Annotated in this window: 20 protein-coding genes; 8 read left to right on the top strand and 12 right to left on the bottom strand. The window is 64.4% G+C overall.

Going from position 1 to position 19,592, the window contains the following annotated elements; genetic code table 11:
- Positions 1-14: 14 nt before the first annotated feature.
- Genes MAIT1_RS10240 through MAIT1_RS10205 form a run of 8 tightly spaced genes read right to left on the bottom strand, consistent with a single transcriptional unit; the run spans position 15 to position 6,456 of the window.
- On the bottom strand, positions 15-920 hold the full coding sequence (locus MAIT1_RS10240; RefSeq protein ID WP_085442184.1) for a respiratory chain complex I subunit 1 family protein: 906 nt from the start codon (positions 918-920) through the stop codon (positions 15-17).
- 15 nt (positions 921-935) lie between these two features.
- Positions 936-4,088, bottom strand: coding sequence for a proton-conducting transporter transmembrane domain-containing protein (locus MAIT1_RS10235; protein WP_085442183.1), 3,153 nt, complete (start codon positions 4,086-4,088; stop codon positions 936-938).
- Positions 4,082-4,441, bottom strand: coding sequence for a sodium:proton antiporter (locus MAIT1_RS10230; protein WP_085442182.1), 360 nt, complete (start codon positions 4,439-4,441; stop codon positions 4,082-4,084). The genes MAIT1_RS10235 and MAIT1_RS10230 overlap by 7 nt, the downstream gene beginning before the upstream one ends.
- Complete coding sequence (gene mbhE, locus MAIT1_RS10225) at positions 4,438-5,133, bottom strand: hydrogen gas-evolving membrane-bound hydrogenase subunit E (protein ID WP_085442181.1); 696 nt, start codon at positions 5,131-5,133, stop codon at positions 4,438-4,440. The genes MAIT1_RS10230 and mbhE overlap by 4 nt, the downstream gene beginning before the upstream one ends.
- Positions 5,126-5,380: a Na(+)/H(+) antiporter subunit B gene (locus tag MAIT1_RS10220; protein ID WP_085442180.1), complete on the bottom strand. Its 255-nt coding sequence runs from the start codon at positions 5,378-5,380 to the stop codon at positions 5,126-5,128. Before MAIT1_RS10220 ends, mbhE begins: the two co-directional genes overlap by 8 nt.
- Positions 5,377-5,706, bottom strand: coding sequence for a monovalent cation/H(+) antiporter subunit G (gene mnhG / locus MAIT1_RS10215; protein ID WP_198947878.1), 330 nt, complete (start codon positions 5,704-5,706; stop codon positions 5,377-5,379). Before mnhG ends, MAIT1_RS10220 begins: the two co-directional genes overlap by 4 nt.
- Positions 5,706-5,966, bottom strand: a complete 261-nt coding sequence (locus MAIT1_RS10210; protein ID WP_085442179.1) for an MrpF/PhaF family protein — start codon at positions 5,964-5,966, stop codon at positions 5,706-5,708. The genes mnhG and MAIT1_RS10210 overlap by 1 nt, the downstream gene beginning before the upstream one ends.
- On the bottom strand, positions 5,959-6,456 hold the full coding sequence (locus MAIT1_RS10205) for a Na+/H+ antiporter subunit E (RefSeq protein ID WP_085442178.1): 498 nt from the start codon (positions 6,454-6,456) through the stop codon (positions 5,959-5,961). The genes MAIT1_RS10210 and MAIT1_RS10205 overlap by 8 nt, the downstream gene beginning before the upstream one ends.
- Positions 6,457-6,947: 491 nt before the next feature.
- Between MAIT1_RS10205 and MAIT1_RS10200 the strand changes: the two genes are divergently transcribed.
- Entirely contained in the window at positions 6,948-7,589 is a 642-nt protein-coding gene (locus tag MAIT1_RS10200) for a DUF6962 family protein (RefSeq protein ID WP_085442177.1), read from the top strand.
- Positions 7,590-7,677: 88 nt separating this feature from the next.
- Here MAIT1_RS10200 and MAIT1_RS10195 read toward each other — a convergent pair whose 3' ends face one another.
- Positions 7,678-8,631 (bottom strand): Gfo/Idh/MocA family protein, encoded by a 954-nt coding sequence (locus MAIT1_RS10195; RefSeq protein WP_158089420.1) that lies wholly within the window; start codon positions 8,629-8,631, stop codon positions 7,678-7,680.
- 150 nt (positions 8,632-8,781) lie between these two features.
- Between MAIT1_RS10195 and MAIT1_RS10190 the strand changes: the two genes are divergently transcribed.
- From MAIT1_RS10190 to MAIT1_RS10180, 3 genes are read left to right on the top strand one after another with little or no spacing between them, the layout of a single operon-like run.
- The gene (locus MAIT1_RS10190) at positions 8,782-11,925 is read left to right on the top strand and encodes an efflux RND transporter permease subunit (protein WP_085442175.1); all 3,144 of its coding nucleotides are present in this window, start codon (positions 8,782-8,784) and stop codon (positions 11,923-11,925) included.
- Positions 11,909-12,634: an efflux RND transporter periplasmic adaptor subunit gene (locus MAIT1_RS10185; RefSeq protein ID WP_085442174.1), complete on the top strand. Its 726-nt coding sequence runs from the start codon at positions 11,909-11,911 to the stop codon at positions 12,632-12,634. Before MAIT1_RS10190 ends, MAIT1_RS10185 begins: the two co-directional genes overlap by 17 nt.
- Before the next feature lie 7 nt (positions 12,635-12,641).
- Complete coding sequence (locus tag MAIT1_RS10180; protein WP_085442173.1) at positions 12,642-12,962, top strand: efflux RND transporter periplasmic adaptor subunit; 321 nt, start codon at positions 12,642-12,644, stop codon at positions 12,960-12,962.
- A gap of 347 nt (positions 12,963-13,309) precedes the next feature.
- Here MAIT1_RS10180 and MAIT1_RS10175 read toward each other — a convergent pair whose 3' ends face one another.
- Positions 13,310-14,767 (bottom strand): protein adenylyltransferase SelO, encoded by a 1,458-nt coding sequence (locus MAIT1_RS10175; protein ID WP_085442172.1) that lies wholly within the window; start codon positions 14,765-14,767, stop codon positions 13,310-13,312.
- Between the two features lie 266 nt (positions 14,768-15,033).
- Here MAIT1_RS10175 and MAIT1_RS10170 point away from each other — a divergent pair, with 266 nt between their 5' ends.
- The 4 genes from MAIT1_RS10170 to MAIT1_RS10155 all read left to right on the top strand — a co-directional run bounded on the left by MAIT1_RS10170 (position 15,034) and on the right by MAIT1_RS10155 (position 17,555).
- Positions 15,034-15,897, top strand: a complete 864-nt coding sequence (locus tag MAIT1_RS10170; protein WP_143814771.1) for a hypothetical protein — start codon at positions 15,034-15,036, stop codon at positions 15,895-15,897.
- Between the two features lie 199 nt (positions 15,898-16,096).
- Entirely contained in the window at positions 16,097-16,441 is a 345-nt protein-coding gene (locus tag MAIT1_RS10165) for a zinc ribbon domain-containing protein YjdM (protein WP_085442170.1), read from the top strand.
- 299 nt (positions 16,442-16,740) lie between these two features.
- Entirely contained in the window at positions 16,741-17,100 is a 360-nt protein-coding gene (locus MAIT1_RS10160) for a translation initiation factor Sui1 (protein WP_085442169.1), read from the top strand.
- The gene (locus MAIT1_RS10155) at positions 17,100-17,555 is read left to right on the top strand and encodes a YaiI/YqxD family protein (protein ID WP_085442168.1); all 456 of its coding nucleotides are present in this window, start codon (positions 17,100-17,102) and stop codon (positions 17,553-17,555) included. The genes MAIT1_RS10160 and MAIT1_RS10155 overlap by 1 nt, the downstream gene beginning before the upstream one ends.
- Before the next feature lie 183 nt (positions 17,556-17,738).
- Here the strand turns inward: MAIT1_RS10155 and MAIT1_RS10150 are convergent, their stop codons facing one another.
- Both MAIT1_RS10150 and MAIT1_RS10145 read right to left on the bottom strand, forming a co-directional pair.
- On the bottom strand, positions 17,739-18,422 hold the full coding sequence (locus tag MAIT1_RS10150; RefSeq protein ID WP_085442167.1) for a CTP synthase C-terminal region-related (seleno)protein: 684 nt from the start codon (positions 18,420-18,422) through the stop codon (positions 17,739-17,741).
- 20 nt (positions 18,423-18,442) lie between these two features.
- Positions 18,443-19,588, bottom strand: a complete 1,146-nt coding sequence (locus tag MAIT1_RS10145; protein WP_085442166.1) for an aminotransferase class V-fold PLP-dependent enzyme — start codon at positions 19,586-19,588, stop codon at positions 18,443-18,445.
- Between the last annotated feature and the right edge of the window lie 4 nt (positions 19,589-19,592).

The following is a 19,592-nucleotide window of genomic DNA, read 5'->3' as shown; positions in this document are numbered from 1 at the left end:
GTATCCCGCGCGGCCTACACCTGCAGCAGGGCCAACACGCCGATGGGGGTGGCCCACAGCAGGAACCAGAGAATCGATTGCTCCACGCGGAAGCGCGGGAAGCCCACGCCGATGATCACCGCGAACATGTAGATGCAGAACACCTTGATGAACAGCTCCGGCCAGCTGGTCGCGCCGCCAAAGAAGAGGTTCATGTAGACGATGATCTTGGCGATGGAGAAGATCATGCGGTTGGTCTGCATCAGCGCCAGATAGGTGGAGTGGTACTCGGTGGGCGGGCCGATGGGGATCTCCTGGGGCGCCAGCACCACGTCGAACGGCGGACGCATCAGCGAGCCCAACAGCGACAGCATGGCCGCAACCACCGCCAGCGGATTGGTGAACAGGGTCCAGTTGAACACTCCGCCCTGCTGGGCGGCGACGATATCAGGGATGTGCAGGGTTTGATACTGCAACGCCACCGCGAACACCGCCAGCGCCATGGGCAGCTCCGAGGCGGTCACCTGGGACAGCCCCCGGGTGATGCCGATGGCCGCATACGGATGGCCGCTCTCGCCCGCCCCCAGCGCCATGCCCAGCATGCCGAAGAAGACGAAGTAGAGCACCAGCATCAAGTCCCCGGCAAAGGAGAAGTTAGAGAACATCTCCGAGCCGAAAATCGTCGGCGTGAACAGCAGCAGCCCGATGCCGCCGGAGAGGCGGAACACCGGCCCCAGGTAGTACATCACGCCGTGGGTGATGGAGCTGCGCAGGCCAAAGTTCTTCAGCAGGTCGGCGTAGTGCTGCCAGATGCGAATGCCATAGCGCCCCGCCACCCGCGCGGTGATTTTGTAGACCAAGGCGTGCATCAACATGCCGAAGTTGATGACGATGAACAGCGTCAACAGCGCGTAGGGGATTTTGATCCACTCGAAGCCCATATCCGTTCCCCCTGCTCAGGCGCCAACAGTCAAAAGATAGACGAACATCACGTAAGCCACGTAGTGCAGCGCGTAGGTCTGTCCGTTGCCGGTGTAGATGCGTCGCAGAATCTGCGCACTGCTGTGCAGCGCATCGCTGATCCAGTTCCAGAAGCCGGTGGCGATGGGCTGCACCAGGAAGCCCAGCGCCTTGCGGTACGGCGCATAGAAGTTCCACGCGAAGTGGGTGGTCTCGGGCCGGTACGGACGCTCGGCGGCGAAGGCGATATTGAACTGCCCCACCTTCTGCGCACGGCGGTTGGCCAGCACCAGAATGACGAACACCGTGCCGAAGATCCCGGCGACGATGCACATGATGGCGATGGGGTTCCAGTAGCCGAACTGACTGCTGATGGTGGTCCCTAGATCGCCCGCAGCGGACGGATTCCAGGTCAACCCGCCGTCGGGGAAGATCGTCTTCAGGAAGGCGTTGACCTTGCGCAGCGCCATACCCGGGAAGATCGCCACCGCCATGAGAATCGCCACGTAGATCATCTGCGGGGCGATGATCCAGAAGCCCGGATCCTTCACCCGACGATGCTCATCCTTCAACTGCCCCAGGAAGATCGTATAGATCAGGCGGAACAGGTAGAGGAAGGCGATGGGCCCGGCCAGGAAGATCAGCAGCATGGGCAGACGGGTATCGGCGTCCAGAATGGCGTTGTAGAAGATCCAGCGCCCAGCGAAGCCGGTCAGCGGCGGCAAACCGGAGACGGCGATGATGCCAATGAGCACGGCGATGAAGGAGAGCGGCATCAACTTGACCAGCCCGCCCATGCGATACATCTGCCGGGTGCCGGTCATCTTGGCCACGCCGCCCACGGAGAGGAACAGCATCGCTTTGTAGACGAAGTGGCCGATGACAAACATCAGCGCCATCAGCCAACCCAGATGGTTCATTAGCGCCAGACCGAACAGCGCATAGCCCATCTGGCCGATGGACGAATAGGCCAGCAGACGCTTGGCGTCCTCCTGGAAGATCGCCATGAGGTTGCCCAGCAGCGCCGACAGACCGCCGATCCACAGCATCACGTGGGTCAACTCCACCCCATAGAGCTGCTGTTTGCCCATGTTGAGCAACAGGATCAGGATGCCGAACAGACCGGCCTTGAGCAGAATCCCCGACACCATGGGCGACACATCGGTCTCGGCCTCGGCGTGGGCCCCCGGCAGCCAGATGTGCAGACCGATGGAGGCGGTTTTGGTCATGAAGCCCAGCGCCAGCAGGATGAAGATGGCCGGGGCCAGCGTGGTCGGCACCGAACCCAGCGCCGCGATGGGCAGCGCCGCATTGCCCTGCCCGGCGATGGCGAAGCCCGCCAGAATGGCGAACGCGCCGCCCAGGGAGAATAGAATATAGGAGAGCGCGTGGGGCTCGGACTCCTTGCCGCGCAGGATCAGGAAGTAGGAGCCCACCGTGAGCAGCTCCCAGGCGACGAAGAAGTCGAAGCTGGTGTGGGCTTCGATGAGCAGCGCCAGACCGCCATACATCAGCATCGCGCCGGGATAGAAGCCGATGCGCTGACCCTTCACATGGTAGCTGGCCAGCAGCGTCAGCGCGCCGCCAATCAGCATCACCGCGCCGAAGATCATCTGAATGGGATCGTAGTAGATGGTGCGACTGGCGAACCAGGCGACCAATCCGGCGATGGCCAGGGTGTTCTTCAGCGCAACCGGGAAGCGCTCCAGGACCACAAAGGCCAGGGCGAACAGCAGCGGGAATGTGTGCAGCGGGTTGCCGTAACCAGACAGCTCGCCCCACAGATAGCCCAGCCCCCACCCCAGCGCGATGGCCGCGCCCACCACGAAGGCGGCGCCGCTGTCGGCTTCGGGCTTGTCGGCTCCCATGTCGCCCTTGATGATGGCGCCGAACCAGCGCATCAGATAGACCGCTTCCAGCAGCGCGCCCGCCAGGATCAGGAACATCATCCAATAGCGCCCGTCGGCGGCCAGCAGGTGCATCAGATCCCACTTGGCGTAGAAGCCGGGGAACGGCGGCAGGCCGATGAGCAGCGCGGCGAAGGTGACAAAGGCCAGAATCAGCCACGGGCTGTGGCGCAGGGCCGCCCAGTCGCGCAGTTCGCGCCCTTTGACCAGGGCGGAGAGCCAGTAGAGACCCGCCTTGCCCACCCCATGGGCCACCAGCAGACCGCCGATGACATACAGGAATTTGTCGCCCAGCAGATCGCGCTGCGCCATTACCGCCAAGAGCAGGCCGGTCTGGGCGATGGAGGAGTAGCCCAACAGGCGGCGGTCGGCGCGCTGCGCCAGGGCGAACAGGTTGGAGCCGACGAAGCTGAACAGGCCGATGGCGGTGGCCGCCATGGTCCAGCCGCTCCCGCCCAGCAGCAGCATCTTGTCCGCCGCAAACAGCGCCGCCGCCCCCGACGCCACCGAGAAGATGGCGGAGAAGGCCGGGTGGGCCGATTCGTAGAGATCCAGCGCCCAGCCGTTGGCGGGGAACGGTTTGAGTTCGGTGACCACGGCGATGAACAGCAGGAAGAAGGCCAGCGCCGCGCCTTTGGCCACGCCGCCCATCATGCCGACGCTGTGCAGGTCGTCAATATTCAGGCTGCCGCCCGCATGGTAGACGAAGATAATGCCCACCAGCATGAAGATGGAGATCACCTGGGAGACGATCAGATACTTGAAGCCCGCGGTCAGCGCGCGGGAGTCCGCCGACAGCAGCACCAACCCGGCGGTGGCGATCACCACCAGTTCGAAGAAGACGAACAGGTTGAAGATGTCGCGGGTGGCGATGACGCCGCACAGCGCCATGGTGAGAATCAGCAGCACCGCCATGGCGCGCCGTCCCAACCGTTGCAGCGGCTCGCTCAAAGCGATGGCCGACAGCAGCGCGGTAAGGATCACCGTCAGCGACAGCGCCGCCTCGCTCAGCCCCATGCGCAAATTGATGGAGAACGGCGGCTGGAAGCCTGCGGTGCGGATGTCCACCGGCGCGGCGTTGCTGGTGGCGAACAGCCACACGCAGCCGCCCGCGATGAGTCCCATGACGGCCAGCGCCGCCAGCATCACCCGGTAGGCCGCGCCCTCGGCGCGGGCGGGCATCAGCCCCAGGAAGAACGCCGCGCCCAGCGCGACGGCGATGATCAGGATGGCGCTCACCATTTCAACTCCGTGTGGTCGGTGATGTCCAAACCGCCTTTGGTGGCGTGCAGCCGATAGGCGTAGGCCAGCATCAGCGCGGTGACCCCCAGACCGATGACGATGGCGGTCAGCACCAACGCCTGCGGCACCGGGTCGATCACCCGCTGCAGCGCCTCAGTGACGGGAACCGCCGCGTCGAGAATCGGCGCGGTGCGGCCCAGCATCCACCCCACCGCCACCAGCGCCACATTGACGCCGGTGCTGGCGATGGTGAAGGAGACGATCATGCGCAGCATGTTGCGATGGGTCAGGGCGCCGTAGAGACCGATGAGAATCAGCGCAAAGCCCGAGGCCATGGCGATTTTGGCGATCATTTGCGCTCCTCCGTGTCGGCGAGGTTGGCCAGCATGGAGCTGAACTCCGCCCCCACCTTCAATCCAATCAGGCTGTAGATCAGCGGAATCGCCCCCGCCGACAGCAGCGAACCAAAGGTCCCCAGGGGCAGAATGCGGTTATCCAGGAAGCCCCCCGCCAGCACCATGCCCAGCACGCCGATGCTCACGTAGAAGAAGCCGGAGCCCGACTCCACCCGCGAGATCAGCCCATGGCCGAACTTCTTGAGCGGATCGGTGAGCAGCAGCAGCAGCGTGGCCGAGGCCAGAATCGCGCCGCCCTGGAAGCCGCCGCCCGGCGTCAGGTGGCCGTTCAAGAACACATAGACGCCGAACAACACGATGAGCGGCGCCAGCAGGCGCGATCCGGTGGTGAGCAGCTCGCCGCTGGGCGGACGCGGCGCGGCCTGGGGCCGACTCTCCAGCGCCAGCGCCAGACCGAGGATGGCGGCGGTGAGGAACAGCACCGTCACCTCGCCCAGGGTGTCCAGGCCGCGATAGGTGACGATGATGGCGGTCACCACGTTGGCCGAACCGGTCTCGGCGGCGGTGTGCTGCGCGTAGTAGGCGCCGCTGCGGTTGAGGTCGGCGTCGGGGACGTAGCCCATCAGCAGATTGGCGAACACCCCGCCCAACCCCAGCAGCAGCACGATCACGGCGATGCGGTTAGTCATTGTCGCCTCCCCGCACCCGGGCCAGCACAAAAAAGAATAGGAAAGTGGTCAGACCGCTGCCGATGGCCGCTTCGGTCATGGCCACGTCGGGCGCAGCCAGCACCAGAAACAGCACCGAGGCCAGCAGACTGACCAGTCCGGCGGCCAGAATCGACGCCGACAGACTCTTGCTGAAGGTGGCGATCAGCGCCGCCGCCAGCATCGCCAGCACGGTAAATGCGGCGATGGCGAGCATCAGGGAACTCATGGCTCCTCTCCCGTGGCTTCGGCCAGACGATCCACCCGCGTCTGCGGGGCGGGACTCACGCCGCTGCGGTGGGCCGCACGGGCCAGCACCTGCGCCGACAGCGGGTTGGTGAACAGTAGGAACAGCCCCAGCAGCAACAGCTTGTTCCACCAATCCGGGTGCAGGAAGCCCACCCCGATAAGCAGCAACATCAGCCCCAGGGTGGTGGCTTTGGTCCCCGCCTGAATGCGGTTGTAGAGATCGGGCATGCGCACCAGCCCCAACCCGCCCAGCAGCAGGAACAGCGCGCCCAGGGTCATCAACACGGCGCCGATATCGGTCAACATCACAACCCCCGATCCAGATAACGCGCCGCCACAATGACGCCGAGGAAGGAGAGCAGCCCGTAAACCAGGGCCGCGTCCAGATAGATCGCCCGCTCGGCCAGCAGCGCGATCAGCGCAATGCCGCCGATGGAGGCCACCGTGGCCACGTCAAACGCGGCGATGCGGTCCGCCGTGGTGGGGCCGCAGACAAAGCGGTAGAGGGCCAGCAGCAGGGCGATGGCGATCAACACGCCCGCCACGGGAATCAGCAGGTCAGCCATACATCGCCTCCAGGTGCTTCTCAAAGCCGGTGACGATGGCGGCGGTGGCCGCCTCCACGTCGTCGGCCTGGGCGGTGACCCAGTGGATGAAGAGCCACTCGCCGTCCAGTTCAACGGTCAGCGTGCCGGGCGTCAGGGTGATGGCGTTGGCCAGCAGCAGACGTCCCATGCGGCTGGTGAGTTTGGTGCGCACTTTGACGAAACCGGGCGCAATGGGCAGCGACGGCGTCAACACAATGCGCGCCAGACGCAGGTTGGCCTTGACCAACTCCCACAGGAATACGAACAGGAAGGTCACGGCGGCGATGACGCCGCCGGGGGTGGCGCGGAACTCCGTCAACGGCGAGAGGCTGGCGGGCATCAAACGCGCGATAAGCGCAGAGGCCAGCGCGCCGATCAGCAGCACGTCCCACGCCAGGGAGCCGGAGAGCAGCAGCCAGAACAGGAACAGCGTGATCGCTGAGGCGAACACGGCGCGGTTTGCATCCATAACCCCTTCTCCCACCGATATTTTGGGGAGGGCGAATGGACCGACAATCGGCCCGCGCGGAGGTTTCCCCAAAATCTTCCTATCCAGTATAAAATGGAGATCCGGGGGGATGTAAACAGTAAATGCGAATTTTTGAATATACTTATTAGTAAATTTTTAATGACGCCATCATGACGGCCTCACAGGCTCTTGTTTCCATGGTGAAATTCTCTGCCTTCAGCCAGCGATCACGCAGTTAAATGCTGGTAATTTTATTTTAAAATCAGTGACTTTTGCGCAACAACCCAGCTTCAACGAAAGCCCTCGACGGCGCTGACTCGCCACTCTTCACTCCCGGCGCTCCGATACCCAGCACGTGAGATTGGCGATGCGCTCGCCCGCTTGGCGGTTTCGCTTGAGGGGGTGACAGCGGCGCGCGCGCGGCGCATTCTGGAGCCGCGCCGCAACCCCTTGACGCCCAATAGCTTACGCACACAGTCCAGGAGAGTCTCATGCAGTTGAGCGAACCGTCGGTGATGGCCACCGACTACATTCTGGCCGCCTTCGGGATTTTTCTTCTGGCGCGCCTGTGGCCGCGACTGGCGGGCCACAAAACGCGCGTTCTGTGGCTCCTCGCCTTAGCCTGCGGCAGCGTGGCCGCCATCGCTGGCGGAACCATGCACGGTTTTCAGCTCATGCTCGGCGAGACCGCCGCCGAAGCGCTGTGGCTGGCCACCCTGCTGGCCATGGGCGGCTTCAGCTTCTTCCTGCTGCTGTCGCTGGCCTTCTCGCACCTGACCGACAGTTGGCGTACGCTGCTGATCACCATCGCGGTGATCAAGCTGGCGATCTATATCGGCCTCACCAGCATCTCGCGGGAGTTTCTCCTGGTCATCGGCGATTATGGCGTCGCCATGCTGGTGGCGCTGGGGTTCCACGGCGCCAGCCAGCTGCGCGGCAAACGCCCCGGCAGCGCCGCCATCAGCCTCGGCATTCTGCTCACCTTCGTCTCCTCCGGGGTGCAGATATCCGGCTTCAGCCTGCACCAATACTTCAACAACAATGATATCTTCCATGTGCTGCAGATGGGCGCCACCTATCTGTTCTATCGCGGCGCGCTGGCGTTGACCGATCGCTCTGCCAAGTCGGCTTGAAGCGGTCGCGGAACCGGCTTCTGAGAAACAAAAGAGGGTGCTGCGCTGAGGCTCTGCCCAAGGCGCTTCCCCCCTCTGCCCAGAGGTCTCATTGCATGAGGCTCTGCTCCTGACCCGTCTGCAGCGCCCGCGTCGCCGCCTCCAGTTGGCGCACGTTCTCCCACCCCGCCGCCGCATCCGACAACGGCGCTTGCCGGTCGCCGATGCGATCCACAAAGTGACGACACTGATTGGCCAGCGGCATCGACTCCGCCACCGGCAGCGCCAGAGGTTCGTGGGAGCCATCCAGCGCATGGGCGGTGACGCTTTTCTCCGGCCCGTCATCCACCACGATCTGCCGCCGCGCACCCACCAGCAGCGTCTCCCGCGTCTTGCCCGGCTGCACCCGGCTCACATGGATCAACGCCTGCACCCCGTTGGCGTAGCGCACCGCCACATCGGCGGCATCCACTTGCCCGGGGTCCACCAGCGCCGCGCCATGGGCGTTCACACTCACCGCCGCCGCGCCCCCGGCCAGAAAGTGCGCCAGATAGAGGTCGTGACTGGCCAGATTCCACACCACGTCTGCATCCGCACGAAACGCCCCGGTGGAGGCGCGGCGGGAGTGGATATAGCGCAGCGCAAAATCCGCCTCGCCCTGCATCGCCGCCAACGCCGCATCCACCGCCGGGTTGTACAGGAGAATGTGCCCCGCCATGCAGATGCGCCCGCGCTCAGCGGCCAGATCGCGCAGCGCCGCCGCCTGCGCAGCGGTGGCGGTGAACGGCTTCTCCACCAACACATCCTTACCCGCCTGCAGCAGCGCGCGGGCGATCTCAAAATGGGAGGCCAGCGGCGTGGCGACAATGGCGCCCTGCACCGCGTCATCACTGAGGATATCCGCCAGCCGGGTGGTGAAGCGCGCTCCAGGCGGCAACGCAGAGGCCGCAATTACCGTGCGCCGGTTGTATACCCAGCGCAGTCGGCAATCCGCCAGCCCGGTCAACGTGGCCAGATACTTCGCCCCCCAGTAGCCGCAGCCGATCAACGCCAGATTGACCATATCGCTCCTCCCCAAGAATCTGAATTCATGCGACATCCTAACCGCCGCCAGGCTGAGTTGGCCACCTCATTGGATGGCTTTCTCCTGCAAAATCTGCTAGGTTGACTGCGCCCCTCGCCGGATTCACCGCCAGAATAAGCGACCGATCGCATGCCAGAAGAGACCTTGGAGAGCCGCTTCGGTCCGCTCGACCGGTTCGTCAAGTTCATCATTGAGAACCGGCACTTCACCCTGCTGATCATCGCCGTGACCATCGCCTTTGGCGCGCTCTCCTTCTTCAGCATGCCGGTGGCGCAGGATCCAGATACCGACATGCCCATCATCGACGTCCACCTGACGTTGCCCGGGGCCTCGCCGCGGGACTTCCAGCACTCGGTGCTCAAGCCTCTGGAGCGGGAATTCCGCTCCCTGCCGGATCTGAAAAAGGTCACCTCCGACGTCACCTACAATCGCGGCAAGATCGATCTGGAGTTCCAGTTCGGAACCGACCTGAACGCCCAGCGCGACGAGATCACCTCGCGCATCACGCGGATCATCGCGCAACTGCCTGCCGGGCTGGAGTATCACCTGGAGCTGGCGCGCTTCTCTGACTTCCTCTCCCCCTTCCTGCTCAGCATCACCTCAGACAGCGCCCCCACCGCGAAAATGCAGCAGTGGGCGCGGGTGCTCGAGGAGCGCTTGCGCGCGGTCAACGGGTTGAAGAAGGTGGAGGCCCTGACCCCGGATAAGAATATCGTGGTGGCGCTGGATGCGGCGGCCATGACCCATTTGCGCCTGACCCCGCAGCAAGCAGCCGACGCCATTCGCGCCGACAACGCCCAGCCCCCCGGCGGCCGGGTGGATCTGGTGGGGCAGAGCTTCCATCTTCTGGGCCCTGAACAGCGCTATCACAGCATGGCGGATATCGCCGCCACGCGCATTCTCACCGCCCAGGGCGACAGCGTGGCGCTGCGCGATATCGCCCGCATCGAGCCGCAAGCCCTGGGGGCCGACTACCACGCCCGCGATAACGGCGTAGCGGCGATTTTCGTCAAAGCCTCCGCCGACCCCAAGGCCAACATGCTCACCCTTAAGCAGCGGGTGGACGTGGTGCTGGAAACCCTGCGCCAGGAGTTGCCCGCCGGGATCAACGCCGGTTGGACCTTCGATCAGAGCCGCGATGTGGAGCGCACTCTCACCGGCCTGCTGGGCAATATCGCCCAGGGGGTGGCGATTCTGTTCGGCGTGCTGTTGCTGGCGGTGGGGCTGCGCTCGACCCTGATCATCAGTTCAGTGGTGCCGCTGGCGCTGCTGGCCTCGCTGATGCTGCTGTCGTTCACCCCTTACGGCATTCAGCAGGTCACCATCGCCGGCTTCCTCATCGCCCTGGGGCTGATCGTCGACAACAGCATCGTCATTACCGAAAACGCCTATCTGCTCAACACCTATCATGGCTACGACGTCAAGCACGCCGCCATTCGCGGCGCCAGTTCGGCCATCTCGCCGCTGTTCTCCTCCACCCTGACCACCATGCTGGCGTTCTCGCCGGTGTTCCTGCTGGACACCTACGCCAGCATCTACATGCGCAGCCTGTCGGTGACCATCTGGCTCTGCCTGGTCTCGAGCCTGGTGATGGCGGTCACCTTCGCCTCTTTGCTGCTCAGCACCATGGGCACCCGCGGCAGGCTGCTGGGGATCCCCAACCCGCCCAGCTTCCTCAACGCGCTGATTCCGTTTCGCGATCGCATCTACCGGCGCATTGTGCTCAAGCTCACTGCTCTGCGTTGGGTCATCATCCCGTTTTTTGTCGGCGCCCTGATGGTGACAGTCAACCATATGGGAACGCTGCCGGTGGAGATCTTCCCCCACCCCGGCGACGCCAACATGACCATCAACATCACCATGCCTCCCGGCGCCACGGATGGAGATCGCGACGCCCTGGCCAGACGGGTTGAGGAGCGCCTGCGCGCCAACGACGAGGTGCGGCGCTTCTCGGTGATGGTGGGGAGCTCCTATCCGTTTGTGAGTCTGGGACTCAACGAATTCGGCGACGTGGTGTTCCTGCTGGAGACCACCCACAACGACAAACCCGGTCTGGTGGCGCTACAGATGCGGCTATCGCGGGAGTTGGACGATCTGCGCCGCTATGCGCGCTTCAATTTCGCCACCTCCGACCCCGCCTCCGCCGGGCGCAAAAAGTCCAATCTCACCATCGAGCTGACCGGCGCCGACCACCCCGCCCTGCTGCGCTATGGCCGCGCCATCGACGACTTGATCCACCAAACCGCCGATGCGCGTTTGATTCAGAACGGCGCGCTGCCCAGCCGCCGCACCCTGCGCCTGATGCATAACCAACAGAAGGCCCTGGCCAGCGGCGTGGACAAACCGCGCATTGACCAATTGGCGGCCATGCTCACCTATGGCTGGGAGGTGGATCGCTACCGTGACGACACCGGACGCGGCTTCCCCATTCTGCTCAAGTGGGCCATCCCTGAACAGGCCCCGTGGAGCGTGCTGGAGGGGATCACCCTGAGTAACGCCCAGGGCCATGGCGTGCCCGCCAGCGACGTCGCCGCGCTGCGTTTCGATCCCGGTCAGACCGACATCCGCCACGTCAATTTCCAACCGCAGGTGGAGATCGATCTGTGGCTCAACCCCGGCGAGGACGCCGCCACGGTGGGCGCGCGCATTCTGGAGCGCGTACAGAAAGAAGCCCCGCCGCCCGCCGGAGTGAACATCGCCCTGGGCGGCGCGCTGAAGGATAGTCAGGAGAGCTTCCAGGGATTGGGCATGCAGACCGGGCTGGTGATTGCGCTGATCTTCGCGGTGTTCGTGCTGCAGTTCCGCAGCTTTCTGCAGCCCATCGTCATCTTCTCGGCCATCCCCTTCTCCATCATCGGCTCCATCTGGGCGCTCTCCTGGAGCGGTCAGAGCATCTCCTTTATCGCCGCCCTGGGCGCCGCCAGCCTCATGGGCATTGTGGTCAACGACTCCATTCTGATGGTGGAAGAGGGCAACCGCATCCGCCGTGAGAATCCCCATTGGGGCGTCGATCAAGTGGCCGCCGAGGCCGCCTGCAAACGCTTCATGCCGGTGCTGCTCACCTCGGTCACCACCATCGCCGGCATGATCCCGCTGGCGCTGAGCACCAGCATGTTCAAGCCGCTGGCGGTGATCATCATCGGCGGCCTGATCAGCTCCACGGTGCTGCTGCTGTTCCTGGTGCCCGCCCTCTACACCCTCTTCTCCCGCTTCCGCGCCGTCCCCAACGACGCCGCCCCCAGCCAGGATTCCGCCGATGCCGATCCCGCATAATCCTCGTCCGCTGCTGGCCGCCGCGCTGCTGGCCGCCTGCGCCCTGTGCGCCCTCCCCGCGCGCGCCGCTGAGACGCCGTTCCCGGTGGAGGTTCTGCCCTTGAGCCAAACCGAAACGGCGGGCGGCATCGACGCGGTGGGCACGCTGGAGCCGAGCCCGCGCGCGCTCACTTTTCGCGTCGGCGGCGACATGACAGAGATTCTGGTGGAGGACGGGGAGCCGGTGCGCAAAGGGCAGGTGATCGCCCGCCTCGACCCCTTCACCGCCCAGCAGCGTCTGCTACAGAACCGGGAGGCGCTGCGGGTGGCGGAACAGGCGCTCAAGCGAGCGCAGTCGCTGGTGAAGCGGGAGATCGCCTCCCAGGAGCGGTTGGATCAGGCGGAGTTGAATCTGGTGCAGCAGCGCACGGCGCTGCGCGAAGCGCAGGAGCATCTGAGCCGCCACACCCTGCGCGCTCCCGCCGCCGGGCGCATTCTGCTGGTCCACGCCGAGCATCCGGGGCCGGTCGCCGTGACCACGCCCATTGTCGCCTTCAAGGCCGATGACGCGCCGTGGCGCGCATCCATTCGCCTGACGGCGGCGCAGGCGGCGGCGGTGGACCCCGCCGCGCCGGTGGCCATCGCCTTCCCCACCCTGCCGGGCGCCGAGCCGATGACGGGCCGGGTGACGGAGATCGCCCGCGCCAGTGAGGAGAGCGGCTTTTTTTGAGGCCACCGTGGCGTTGACGGGCGCGCCCGCTGCGCCACTAAGCGCCGGGTTGCGTCTTTCCGCGCGTCTGGCCAGTCGGGAGCGCGCGGTGGGCTATCGCGTGGCGGTGGCGGCGCTGCATCTGCCCGAGGGCCAGCACGCCGAACTCTATGTGTTGCGTGAAGGGGAGTCCCAGGTCCATCTCACTCCGGTGCGCTTTGCCCACCTGGAGGCCGATGCGGCCATCGTCACCACGGACCTCTCCGACTACGCGGCGTATGTGACGCGCGGGCAGCATCAACTGCGCGATGGCGATAAGGTCAGGATTCTCCCAACTGAGAGTGAGTAAGCTGGGTTTATGATTGGGAATATATAGTCGCTAGCATCCAAAAGCGAACATATGGGCGCTGGAAGATATCGAGGGCTGCGCCCTCGAGCTCCCAACAACCAAACCGTGGGGCGCCGCCCTTTTTGTGAGATACTGCTTCGCCTGTGGCCGCTGGGGGCGCGGCCCCCAGACGATTTGGCAGGATTGCCAAATCGGACTCGCGCAGCGAGCCCGAAGGGTGAGGGCCATGGATGGCCCGAATCACCCCGCCGCTGACCAGTCGGCGGCCAATAGTCAGCGCAAGCTCCACCTGCGTCACGCAAACATTGGCCGTTCTGTGTATATCGGTTGCGGATGGCGATCGCCTTTCAGGTTCCGCAGAAGGTCTGGTAGACGCGCTCATCGGGCTTGGGCGACTCCTGGTAACGCGCCAACTCCGGCCCCTCCGCATAGGGCTGCGCCAACGCCGCCAACAGCGCCTGCATCGGTCCCAGATCGCCCTCTTTGGAGGCCGCCTCCAGCGCCTCCTCCACCCGATGGTTGCGCGGAATCACCACCGGATTGACCCGCGCCATCACCGCCTGCCCCGCCGCCAAACCGCCCGCATTGCGCTGCAGCCGCGCCAACCAGCGTTGGCGCCACCCAGTCAGCGACAACGCCTGCCCCAATTCGCCATCCAGCGGCAGGCCGTCGCGCAAGCCGTGGAAGGTGCGGGTGAAATCCGCGCCTTCATCCTGCATCCAGTCGAGCAGCTCGCGAATCAGCGCCGCATCGCCCTCCTCTTCGCCCTCCAGGCCGAACTTGTCGCCCATCATGCGCAGCCACAAGGCGTTGTAGCGCGGCACAAAGTCGCTGATGGCGGCTTCCGCCAGCGCCACCGCGCGATTCTGCTCGGCGTCCATAAGCGGCAACAGCGCCTCGGCCAGACGCGCCAGATTCCACTTGGCGATGGTGGGTTGATTGCCATAGGCGTAGCGTCCGGCGTGATCGATGGAGCTGAACACCGTCTCGCGGTGGTAGGCGTCCATGAAGGCGCAGGGGCCGTAATCGATGGTCTCGCCGCTGATGGCCATGTTGTCGGTATTCATCACTCCATGGATGAAACCCACCCGCATCCACTCGACGATGAGCGCCAGTTGCCGCTCGATCACCGCCTCCAGCAGACTCAGCGCCGGATTGGCGTCGCCCAGCCGCTCAGGATAGTGGCGCGCCAGGGCGTATTGGGTCAATTTGGCCAACGCGCTGAGATCCTGCCGCATGGCCACATATTGAAAGGTGCCCACACGCAGATGGCTGGCCGCCACCCGGGTGAGAATGGCGCCGGGCTCGGGGGTTTCGCGATAGACCCACTCGCCGGTAGCCGCCACCGCCAAAGAGCGCGTGGTGGGGATGCCCAGCGCCGCCATCGCCTCGCTGATGATGTACTCGCGCAGCATCGGTCCCAACGCCGCGCGGCCGTCGCCATTGCGCGAATAGGGGGTGCGGCCCGAGCCCTTGAACTGGATATCCACCCGCGCGCCGCTGGGGGTGGTCTGCTCGCCCAACACGATGGCGCGGCCATCGCCAAGCATGGTGAAGTGGCCAAACTGGTGCCCCGCATAGGCTTGCGCCAGCGGTTGCGCCCCCTCCGGCAGACGATTGCCGGTAAACAGCTCCGCCTGCTCCTGCTCGCTCAAAGTCGAGAAATCCAATCCCAGATCTTTGGCCAGAGGAGCGTTGAGCGCCACCAGGGTGGGGCGCGTCACCGGCGTGGGCGCCAGCGGGGTGAAGAGAAGATCCGGCAACGCGCCGAAACTGTTTTCCAATGACCATCCAACGGCTTTCATACGGACTCGCTTTCACAATCAGGCGCTTGCAACGCCATGGTCCCGCAAAAGGGCTTTGAGTGATGGAACCTCATAGGATCGACAAGGTTCCCGCAGGCGGGGAAAAAACTGCGCTGCTTATGCTGAGGCGCACGCTTGGCCAGGGGTTCATTTCACGCTGTGCGTTGCCTATAATCGCCCCATGATCGCGCGTGATGAGAAACCATGCGCACGGACCGCCGCCCGCGCCGGTCCGCCCCTTGGCGCCAGGCAAACGGACCCGCTTGATGCAGGTAGAACCGATTCAACAGGATGATCTGGAGCGCGTCTGCGCCTACTTAAGCGACCGCTTCGCCACCGCCTGCACCGCTGCCGACTGGCTGCGCGGTTTTCAACAACCGTGGCAGCGCAGCGCCCCCAATCATGGCTATATGTTGGTGGATGAGAGCGGCGCCATCGGCGGCGTCATCGGCGCCATCCACTCCCAGCAGCGCATTGGCCAAACCCCGCGCGCGGTGTGCAACATGACCAGCTGGGTGGTGGATCCGCCCTACCGGCAGATGGGCATGAAGCTGTTTCTGCGCTTGATCAAGCAGCGCGAATCCATTATCACCAACTACTCGGCCAGCCCCACAGTGGAGGCGATCCTCAAAGCCTACGGCTTCACCCCCTATCCGCAACAGGTGTTGGCTGTTCCCCATGCGCCACGGCCCTATCTCCCCGGCGGCGGCGTGCGCGCTGCGGAATCGGTGGAAGAGTTTCTGCCCTGGCTCACTCCCGCGCGACAACGCATCGCCTCGGACCATCAGGGGTGTCATGGACTGCGGCAACTGGCCATCGGCGGACCCGCAACAGGATTCGCCCATCTGCTGTTCTTCACCGCCCGCTGTCGCAACCTCCCCTGCATTGACGTCATCGACGTGGACAAACCGGAGCTGGTGAAAAAATATTGGCCGCGCATAGCGAGCCGGTTTCTGTTCAGCCACCGCGCGCTGGTGTCGCGCTGGCCGCTGCAGACCCTCAATGGCCACACGCTGCCCTTTGGACGTCTGCTGCGCACCGGCGGGACCGACTATCAACTCAATCGCGGCGACGATCTGCCGCGCCTGTCGCCACTCTACTCCGAATCGGTGACGCTGAGAGGGTGCTGAATAAGGCGCATTCGGGCAAACAGATCAGCGGCGCCACCTGACGCCAGCGATCTGGCGCCAGTGAGAGCAGACATCGAAAGCTGTGCGATCAAATCACCAGGGCGGTCCCATTCCGCCGCATTGTTCCTGGCGTTCTGCGCGCTTTGCCGCCATCCTGCGCCAACCGAATCGATAACATCTCACGTTTGGATAGTGACCCATGGACACCGCCATTCCCCCCTGCCCCAAATGCAACTCCACCTTCGCCTATGAAGATGGCGACCTGCTCATCTGCCCCGAATGCGGCCATGAGTGGAGCCCCGGCGCCGAGTCCGCCGCCGCCGATGACGAACTGGTGGTCAACGACGCCCACGGCAATCGCCTGCAAGTGGGCGACACGGTGACGCTGATCAAGGACCTCAAGGTCAAAGGCTCGTCGTCCACCGCCAAGGTCGGCACCAAGGTCAAGATCTATCGGCTGGTCGAGGGCGATCACAACATCGACTGCAAAATCACCGGCATCGGCGCCATGATGTTGAAATCGGAGTTCGTCAAGAAGGCGTGATTTCTCCCCTACGAGATATCTGGAATTGGGATTGGGGAGATATAAGATATCGAGGGCTTTGCCATCGAGTTCCCCAAGATCAACTACCACACCGTGGGGCTCCGCCCCACACCCCGCCGCCGACCAGTCGACGGCCAATAGTCAGTGCAAGCGGCGCCGACGTCACGCAAACATTAGTCGCTCTGTACAGTTTTGGTTTTGATTCGCTATAGCTCCGCACACGTCACGCAAACATTGAACACTCTGTGCAATGTATGTTTCATGTGAGTAGACGTTCGCACAATTCAAATGGCGCCTTTATGTCCCGCAAATCCTCCGCATCCGGCATCGTCTACTCCACCGAAACCGGCCGCGTCTGCCCCGACTGCGGCCAGCCCAAGGCCCAGTGCGTGTGCAAACAGGCCGCCGCCCCCAGTGGCGACGGCGTGGCGCGGGTGCGGCGCGAAACCAAAGGGCGCAAAGGCAAAGGGGTGACCACCATCGCCGGACTGGCGCTGGAGCCACTGGCTCTGGCGCAACTGGGCAAGGCGCTCAAGGCGCAGTGCGGCTCTGGCGGCACGGTCAAAGATGGGGTGATCGAGATTCAAGGCGACCACGTGGAGAAGGTCATGACCCACTTGAAACAGCAGGGGTTCAGCGTGAAAAAGAGCGGCGGCTGATGAGCATCACCATCTATGTGGACGCCGACGCCTGCCCGGTGAAGCAGGAGGCGATTCGCGTGGCCGAGCGCCACGGGGTCAAGCTGATTCTGGTGAGCAATCAATGGTTGCGCATTCCGCCCAGCCCGGTGGCGCGCATGGAGGTGGTGCCCGGGGGGTTGGACAAGGCCGATGATTGGATCGCCGAACACATCGGCCCGACGGATATCGCCATCACCGGGGATATTCCGCTGGCGGCGCGCTGTCTGGAGCGGGGCGCGCGGGTGCTGAACCACACCGGCAAGCCGTTCGACGCCGACTCCATCGGTATGGCGCTCTCCATGCGGGAGCTGAACGCGCATCTGCGGGATCTGGGCGAGATCAGCGGCGCGGGCCCGGGATTCCAGAAGAAGGACCGTTCAAGATTCCTCAATGAACTGGAGAACGCCATCCAGGCGCTCAAACGCGCAGGATAAGCTGAGAACTGATTGAATACGCAGAAGCCGCCAAGTGGAAAATCGGGACATTTATGGCCCGATTTTTCGGGGTCTGGGGCCTGCGGCCCCAGCGGGGCGTGGGGCGGCGCCCCACGGTGTGGCTGTTGACCTTAGGGGAGTTTGAGGGCGCAGCCCTCAATATCTTAATTTTTCCAATTCCTTCTATCCAATACAAGACCTCACAAACCCCATCACCAGCGGATGAGGCTGCGCTGGCGTGGAGCGGGTTTGCGGCACGAACAGGGTGGCCAGAAAGAAGCGGTGGTCGGGGAGCTCCACAATGCGCGCTTCCCCCTCGGCGTCGGCGCCGCTGAACACGATGGGCGCGCGCTTGAGCGCCGTCAGCGCATCGGCATGCAGGCCAAAATTACAGTAATAGGCCTCCACCGCCTCCAACTCCCCATACAGATCCGCCGCGCGGGTTCCCGGCGTCAACGCGATAGGCAACTCCCGCCCAGCCAGAGAGCAGGCCAGTTGTGAGATGAACAGCGTGCTGGCGTAGGGGTCATACTCGGCGTGGGCGGCGTCCTTGAGCCCCAGCAGATTGCGCGCAATCTCCAGCACCACATGCTGAAAGCCGCCACAGGTTCCCAATAGAGGGATGTCGTTCTCACGGGCAAAGTGGATCGCCGCCAGGGTGTTGGCCAAGCTCTTATAGGGACTGCCCGGGGCCACCCACACGCCGCTGTAATTCCGCAACGCCTCTGCATCCAGATGGGCGGTGGAGAGCCACTCCCCCGCCACCGCCACCCCGAGCGCCCGGGCAGCGTGTTGCAGCGCCCGCTCGGTGGCCACATGGGGCGCAAAGGCGGGGTCGTACTCGGCGATGAGGGCGATGCGGCGCATGGCCAGAATACCGATGACAATTACAGACAGCGCGCCAGGGCGTCCATGGCGGCGTCCACATCATCCTCATCCTGATAGAAGTGGGCGGCGAAGCGCAGCCCGGCGCCGCGCGGGGCGTGATACACCCCCTGGGCGGCAAGTTTGCGCGACAGCGCCTCGGGCTGGTGTCGCGGATGGGAGAACACCACGATGCCCGCGCCGGGCACGCCGTCGGCGTCCACCGGAGTGTGCACCTTGCACTCCAACTGGCGTAAGCGCCACACGAACTCGGTGGCCAGCGCCGTCACCCGCCCCTGCACCGTCTGCATGCCCGCCTCCAGGATCATGGAGACGCTCTCGGCCAGGGCCAGCACCCCCATCAAATTGGGCGTGCCGGACTCAAACCGCCGCATATCGCCGCGCAACTCGGTGGTGATAATGTCATGATTGCCCGCCGTGGCCACCGAGTGCCAACCCAGAATGCGCGGCGTGATCTGCGCCATGCCCTTGTCCGACAGCCAGAACAGCCCCTGCCCCTCCGGCCCCAGCATCCATTTGTGGCCATCGGCGGCCAGGGCGTCGATGTGCAGCGCATGGGGGTCCAGATCCAACGCGCCCAGAGTCTGGATGGCGTCCACCACAAACAGGGCGTCGCTATCCTTGAGCGCCGCGCCCAGCGCCTTCAGGTCCGCCAGGGCGCCGTTGGAGAACTGCGCCGAACTCACCGACAGCAGCCGCGTGCGCTTATTCACATGCTCCAGCAAGCGTACGGTGGAGACGCGACCATCGCGCTCCAGCGGCACGCGATGCACCGTCACCCCATGGCGCTGGGCGATATCCAACCAGATGATGGCGTTGGAGGGGAATTCGGCGGCGGTGGTGACGATCTCATCACCGGGCTTCCACGCCATGCCCAACGCCACCCAGCACAGCGCCTCGGAGGTGTTGGGGGCAAACGCCACCCGCCCGGGTTCGGTATGCAGTAGCTGCGCGCACACCGCCCGCGCCTGCTCATGCCGCCGCGCCAGTTCGTCATAGCGCGACGCCCCGTAGCGGTTGGCGTGGTCGGCCAACTCCATGATCACCCGCGCGGTGCGCTGGGGAATCGGCGCCACCCCGGCGTGATTCAGATAAACCAAACCCTGGGCAAACGGGAACTCGCTTTTGTATGGTATCGGATCAAGCATCCCT

Source organism: Magnetofaba australis IT-1, assembly GCF_002109495.1.
GTDB lineage: Bacteria > Pseudomonadota > Magnetococcia > Magnetococcales > Magnetococcaceae > Magnetofaba > Magnetofaba australis.
The sequence above is the reverse complement of the archived record's forward strand: the minus strand, read 5'-3'. Positions and strand labels throughout refer to the sequence as shown.

Coding starts and splice junctions, on each gene's coding strand:
- MAIT1_RS10220 (WP_085442180.1), bottom strand. CDS start 5,380: ATGAGTTCCCTGATGCTCGCCATCGCCGCATTTACCGTGCTGGCGATG.
- MAIT1_RS10145 (WP_085442166.1), bottom strand. CDS start 19,588: ATGCTTGATCCGATACCATACAAAAGCGAGTTCCCGTTTGCCCAGGGT.
- MAIT1_RS10200 (WP_085442177.1), top strand. CDS start 6,948: ATGCAGTTGAGCGAACCGTCGGTGATGGCCACCGACTACATTCTGGCC.
- MAIT1_RS10165 (WP_085442170.1), top strand. CDS start 16,097: ATGGACACCGCCATTCCCCCCTGCCCCAAATGCAACTCCACCTTCGCC.
- MAIT1_RS10170 (WP_143814771.1), top strand. CDS start 15,034: ATGCAGGTAGAACCGATTCAACAGGATGATCTGGAGCGCGTCTGCGCC.
- mnhG (WP_198947878.1), bottom strand. CDS start 5,706: ATGTTGACCGATATCGGCGCCGTGTTGATGACCCTGGGCGCGCTGTTC.
- MAIT1_RS10210 (WP_085442179.1), bottom strand. CDS start 5,966: ATGGCTGACCTGCTGATTCCCGTGGCGGGCGTGTTGATCGCCATCGCC.
- MAIT1_RS10195 (WP_158089420.1), bottom strand. CDS start 8,631: ATGGTCAATCTGGCGTTGATCGGCTGCGGCTACTGGGGGGCGAAGTAT.
- MAIT1_RS10205 (WP_085442178.1), bottom strand. CDS start 6,456: ATGGATGCAAACCGCGCCGTGTTCGCCTCAGCGATCACGCTGTTCCTG.
- MAIT1_RS10150 (WP_085442167.1), bottom strand. CDS start 18,422: ATGCGCCGCATCGCCCTCATCGCCGAGTACGACCCCGCCTTTGCGCCC.
- MAIT1_RS10240 (WP_085442184.1), bottom strand. CDS start 920: ATGGGCTTCGAGTGGATCAAAATCCCCTACGCGCTGTTGACGCTGTTC.
- MAIT1_RS10235 (WP_085442183.1), bottom strand. CDS start 4,088: ATGGTGAGCGCCATCCTGATCATCGCCGTCGCGCTGGGCGCGGCGTTC.
- MAIT1_RS10155 (WP_085442168.1), top strand. CDS start 17,100: ATGAGCATCACCATCTATGTGGACGCCGACGCCTGCCCGGTGAAGCAG.
- MAIT1_RS10175 (WP_085442172.1), bottom strand. CDS start 14,767: ATGAAAGCCGTTGGATGGTCATTGGAAAACAGTTTCGGCGCGTTGCCG.
- MAIT1_RS10160 (WP_085442169.1), top strand. CDS start 16,741: ATGTCCCGCAAATCCTCCGCATCCGGCATCGTCTACTCCACCGAAACC.
- MAIT1_RS10230 (WP_085442182.1), bottom strand. CDS start 4,441: ATGATCGCCAAAATCGCCATGGCCTCGGGCTTTGCGCTGATTCTCATC.
- MAIT1_RS10190 (WP_085442175.1), top strand. CDS start 8,782: ATGCCAGAAGAGACCTTGGAGAGCCGCTTCGGTCCGCTCGACCGGTTC.
- MAIT1_RS10185 (WP_085442174.1), top strand. CDS start 11,909: ATGCCGATCCCGCATAATCCTCGTCCGCTGCTGGCCGCCGCGCTGCTG.
- mbhE (WP_085442181.1), bottom strand. CDS start 5,133: ATGACTAACCGCATCGCCGTGATCGTGCTGCTGCTGGGGTTGGGCGGG.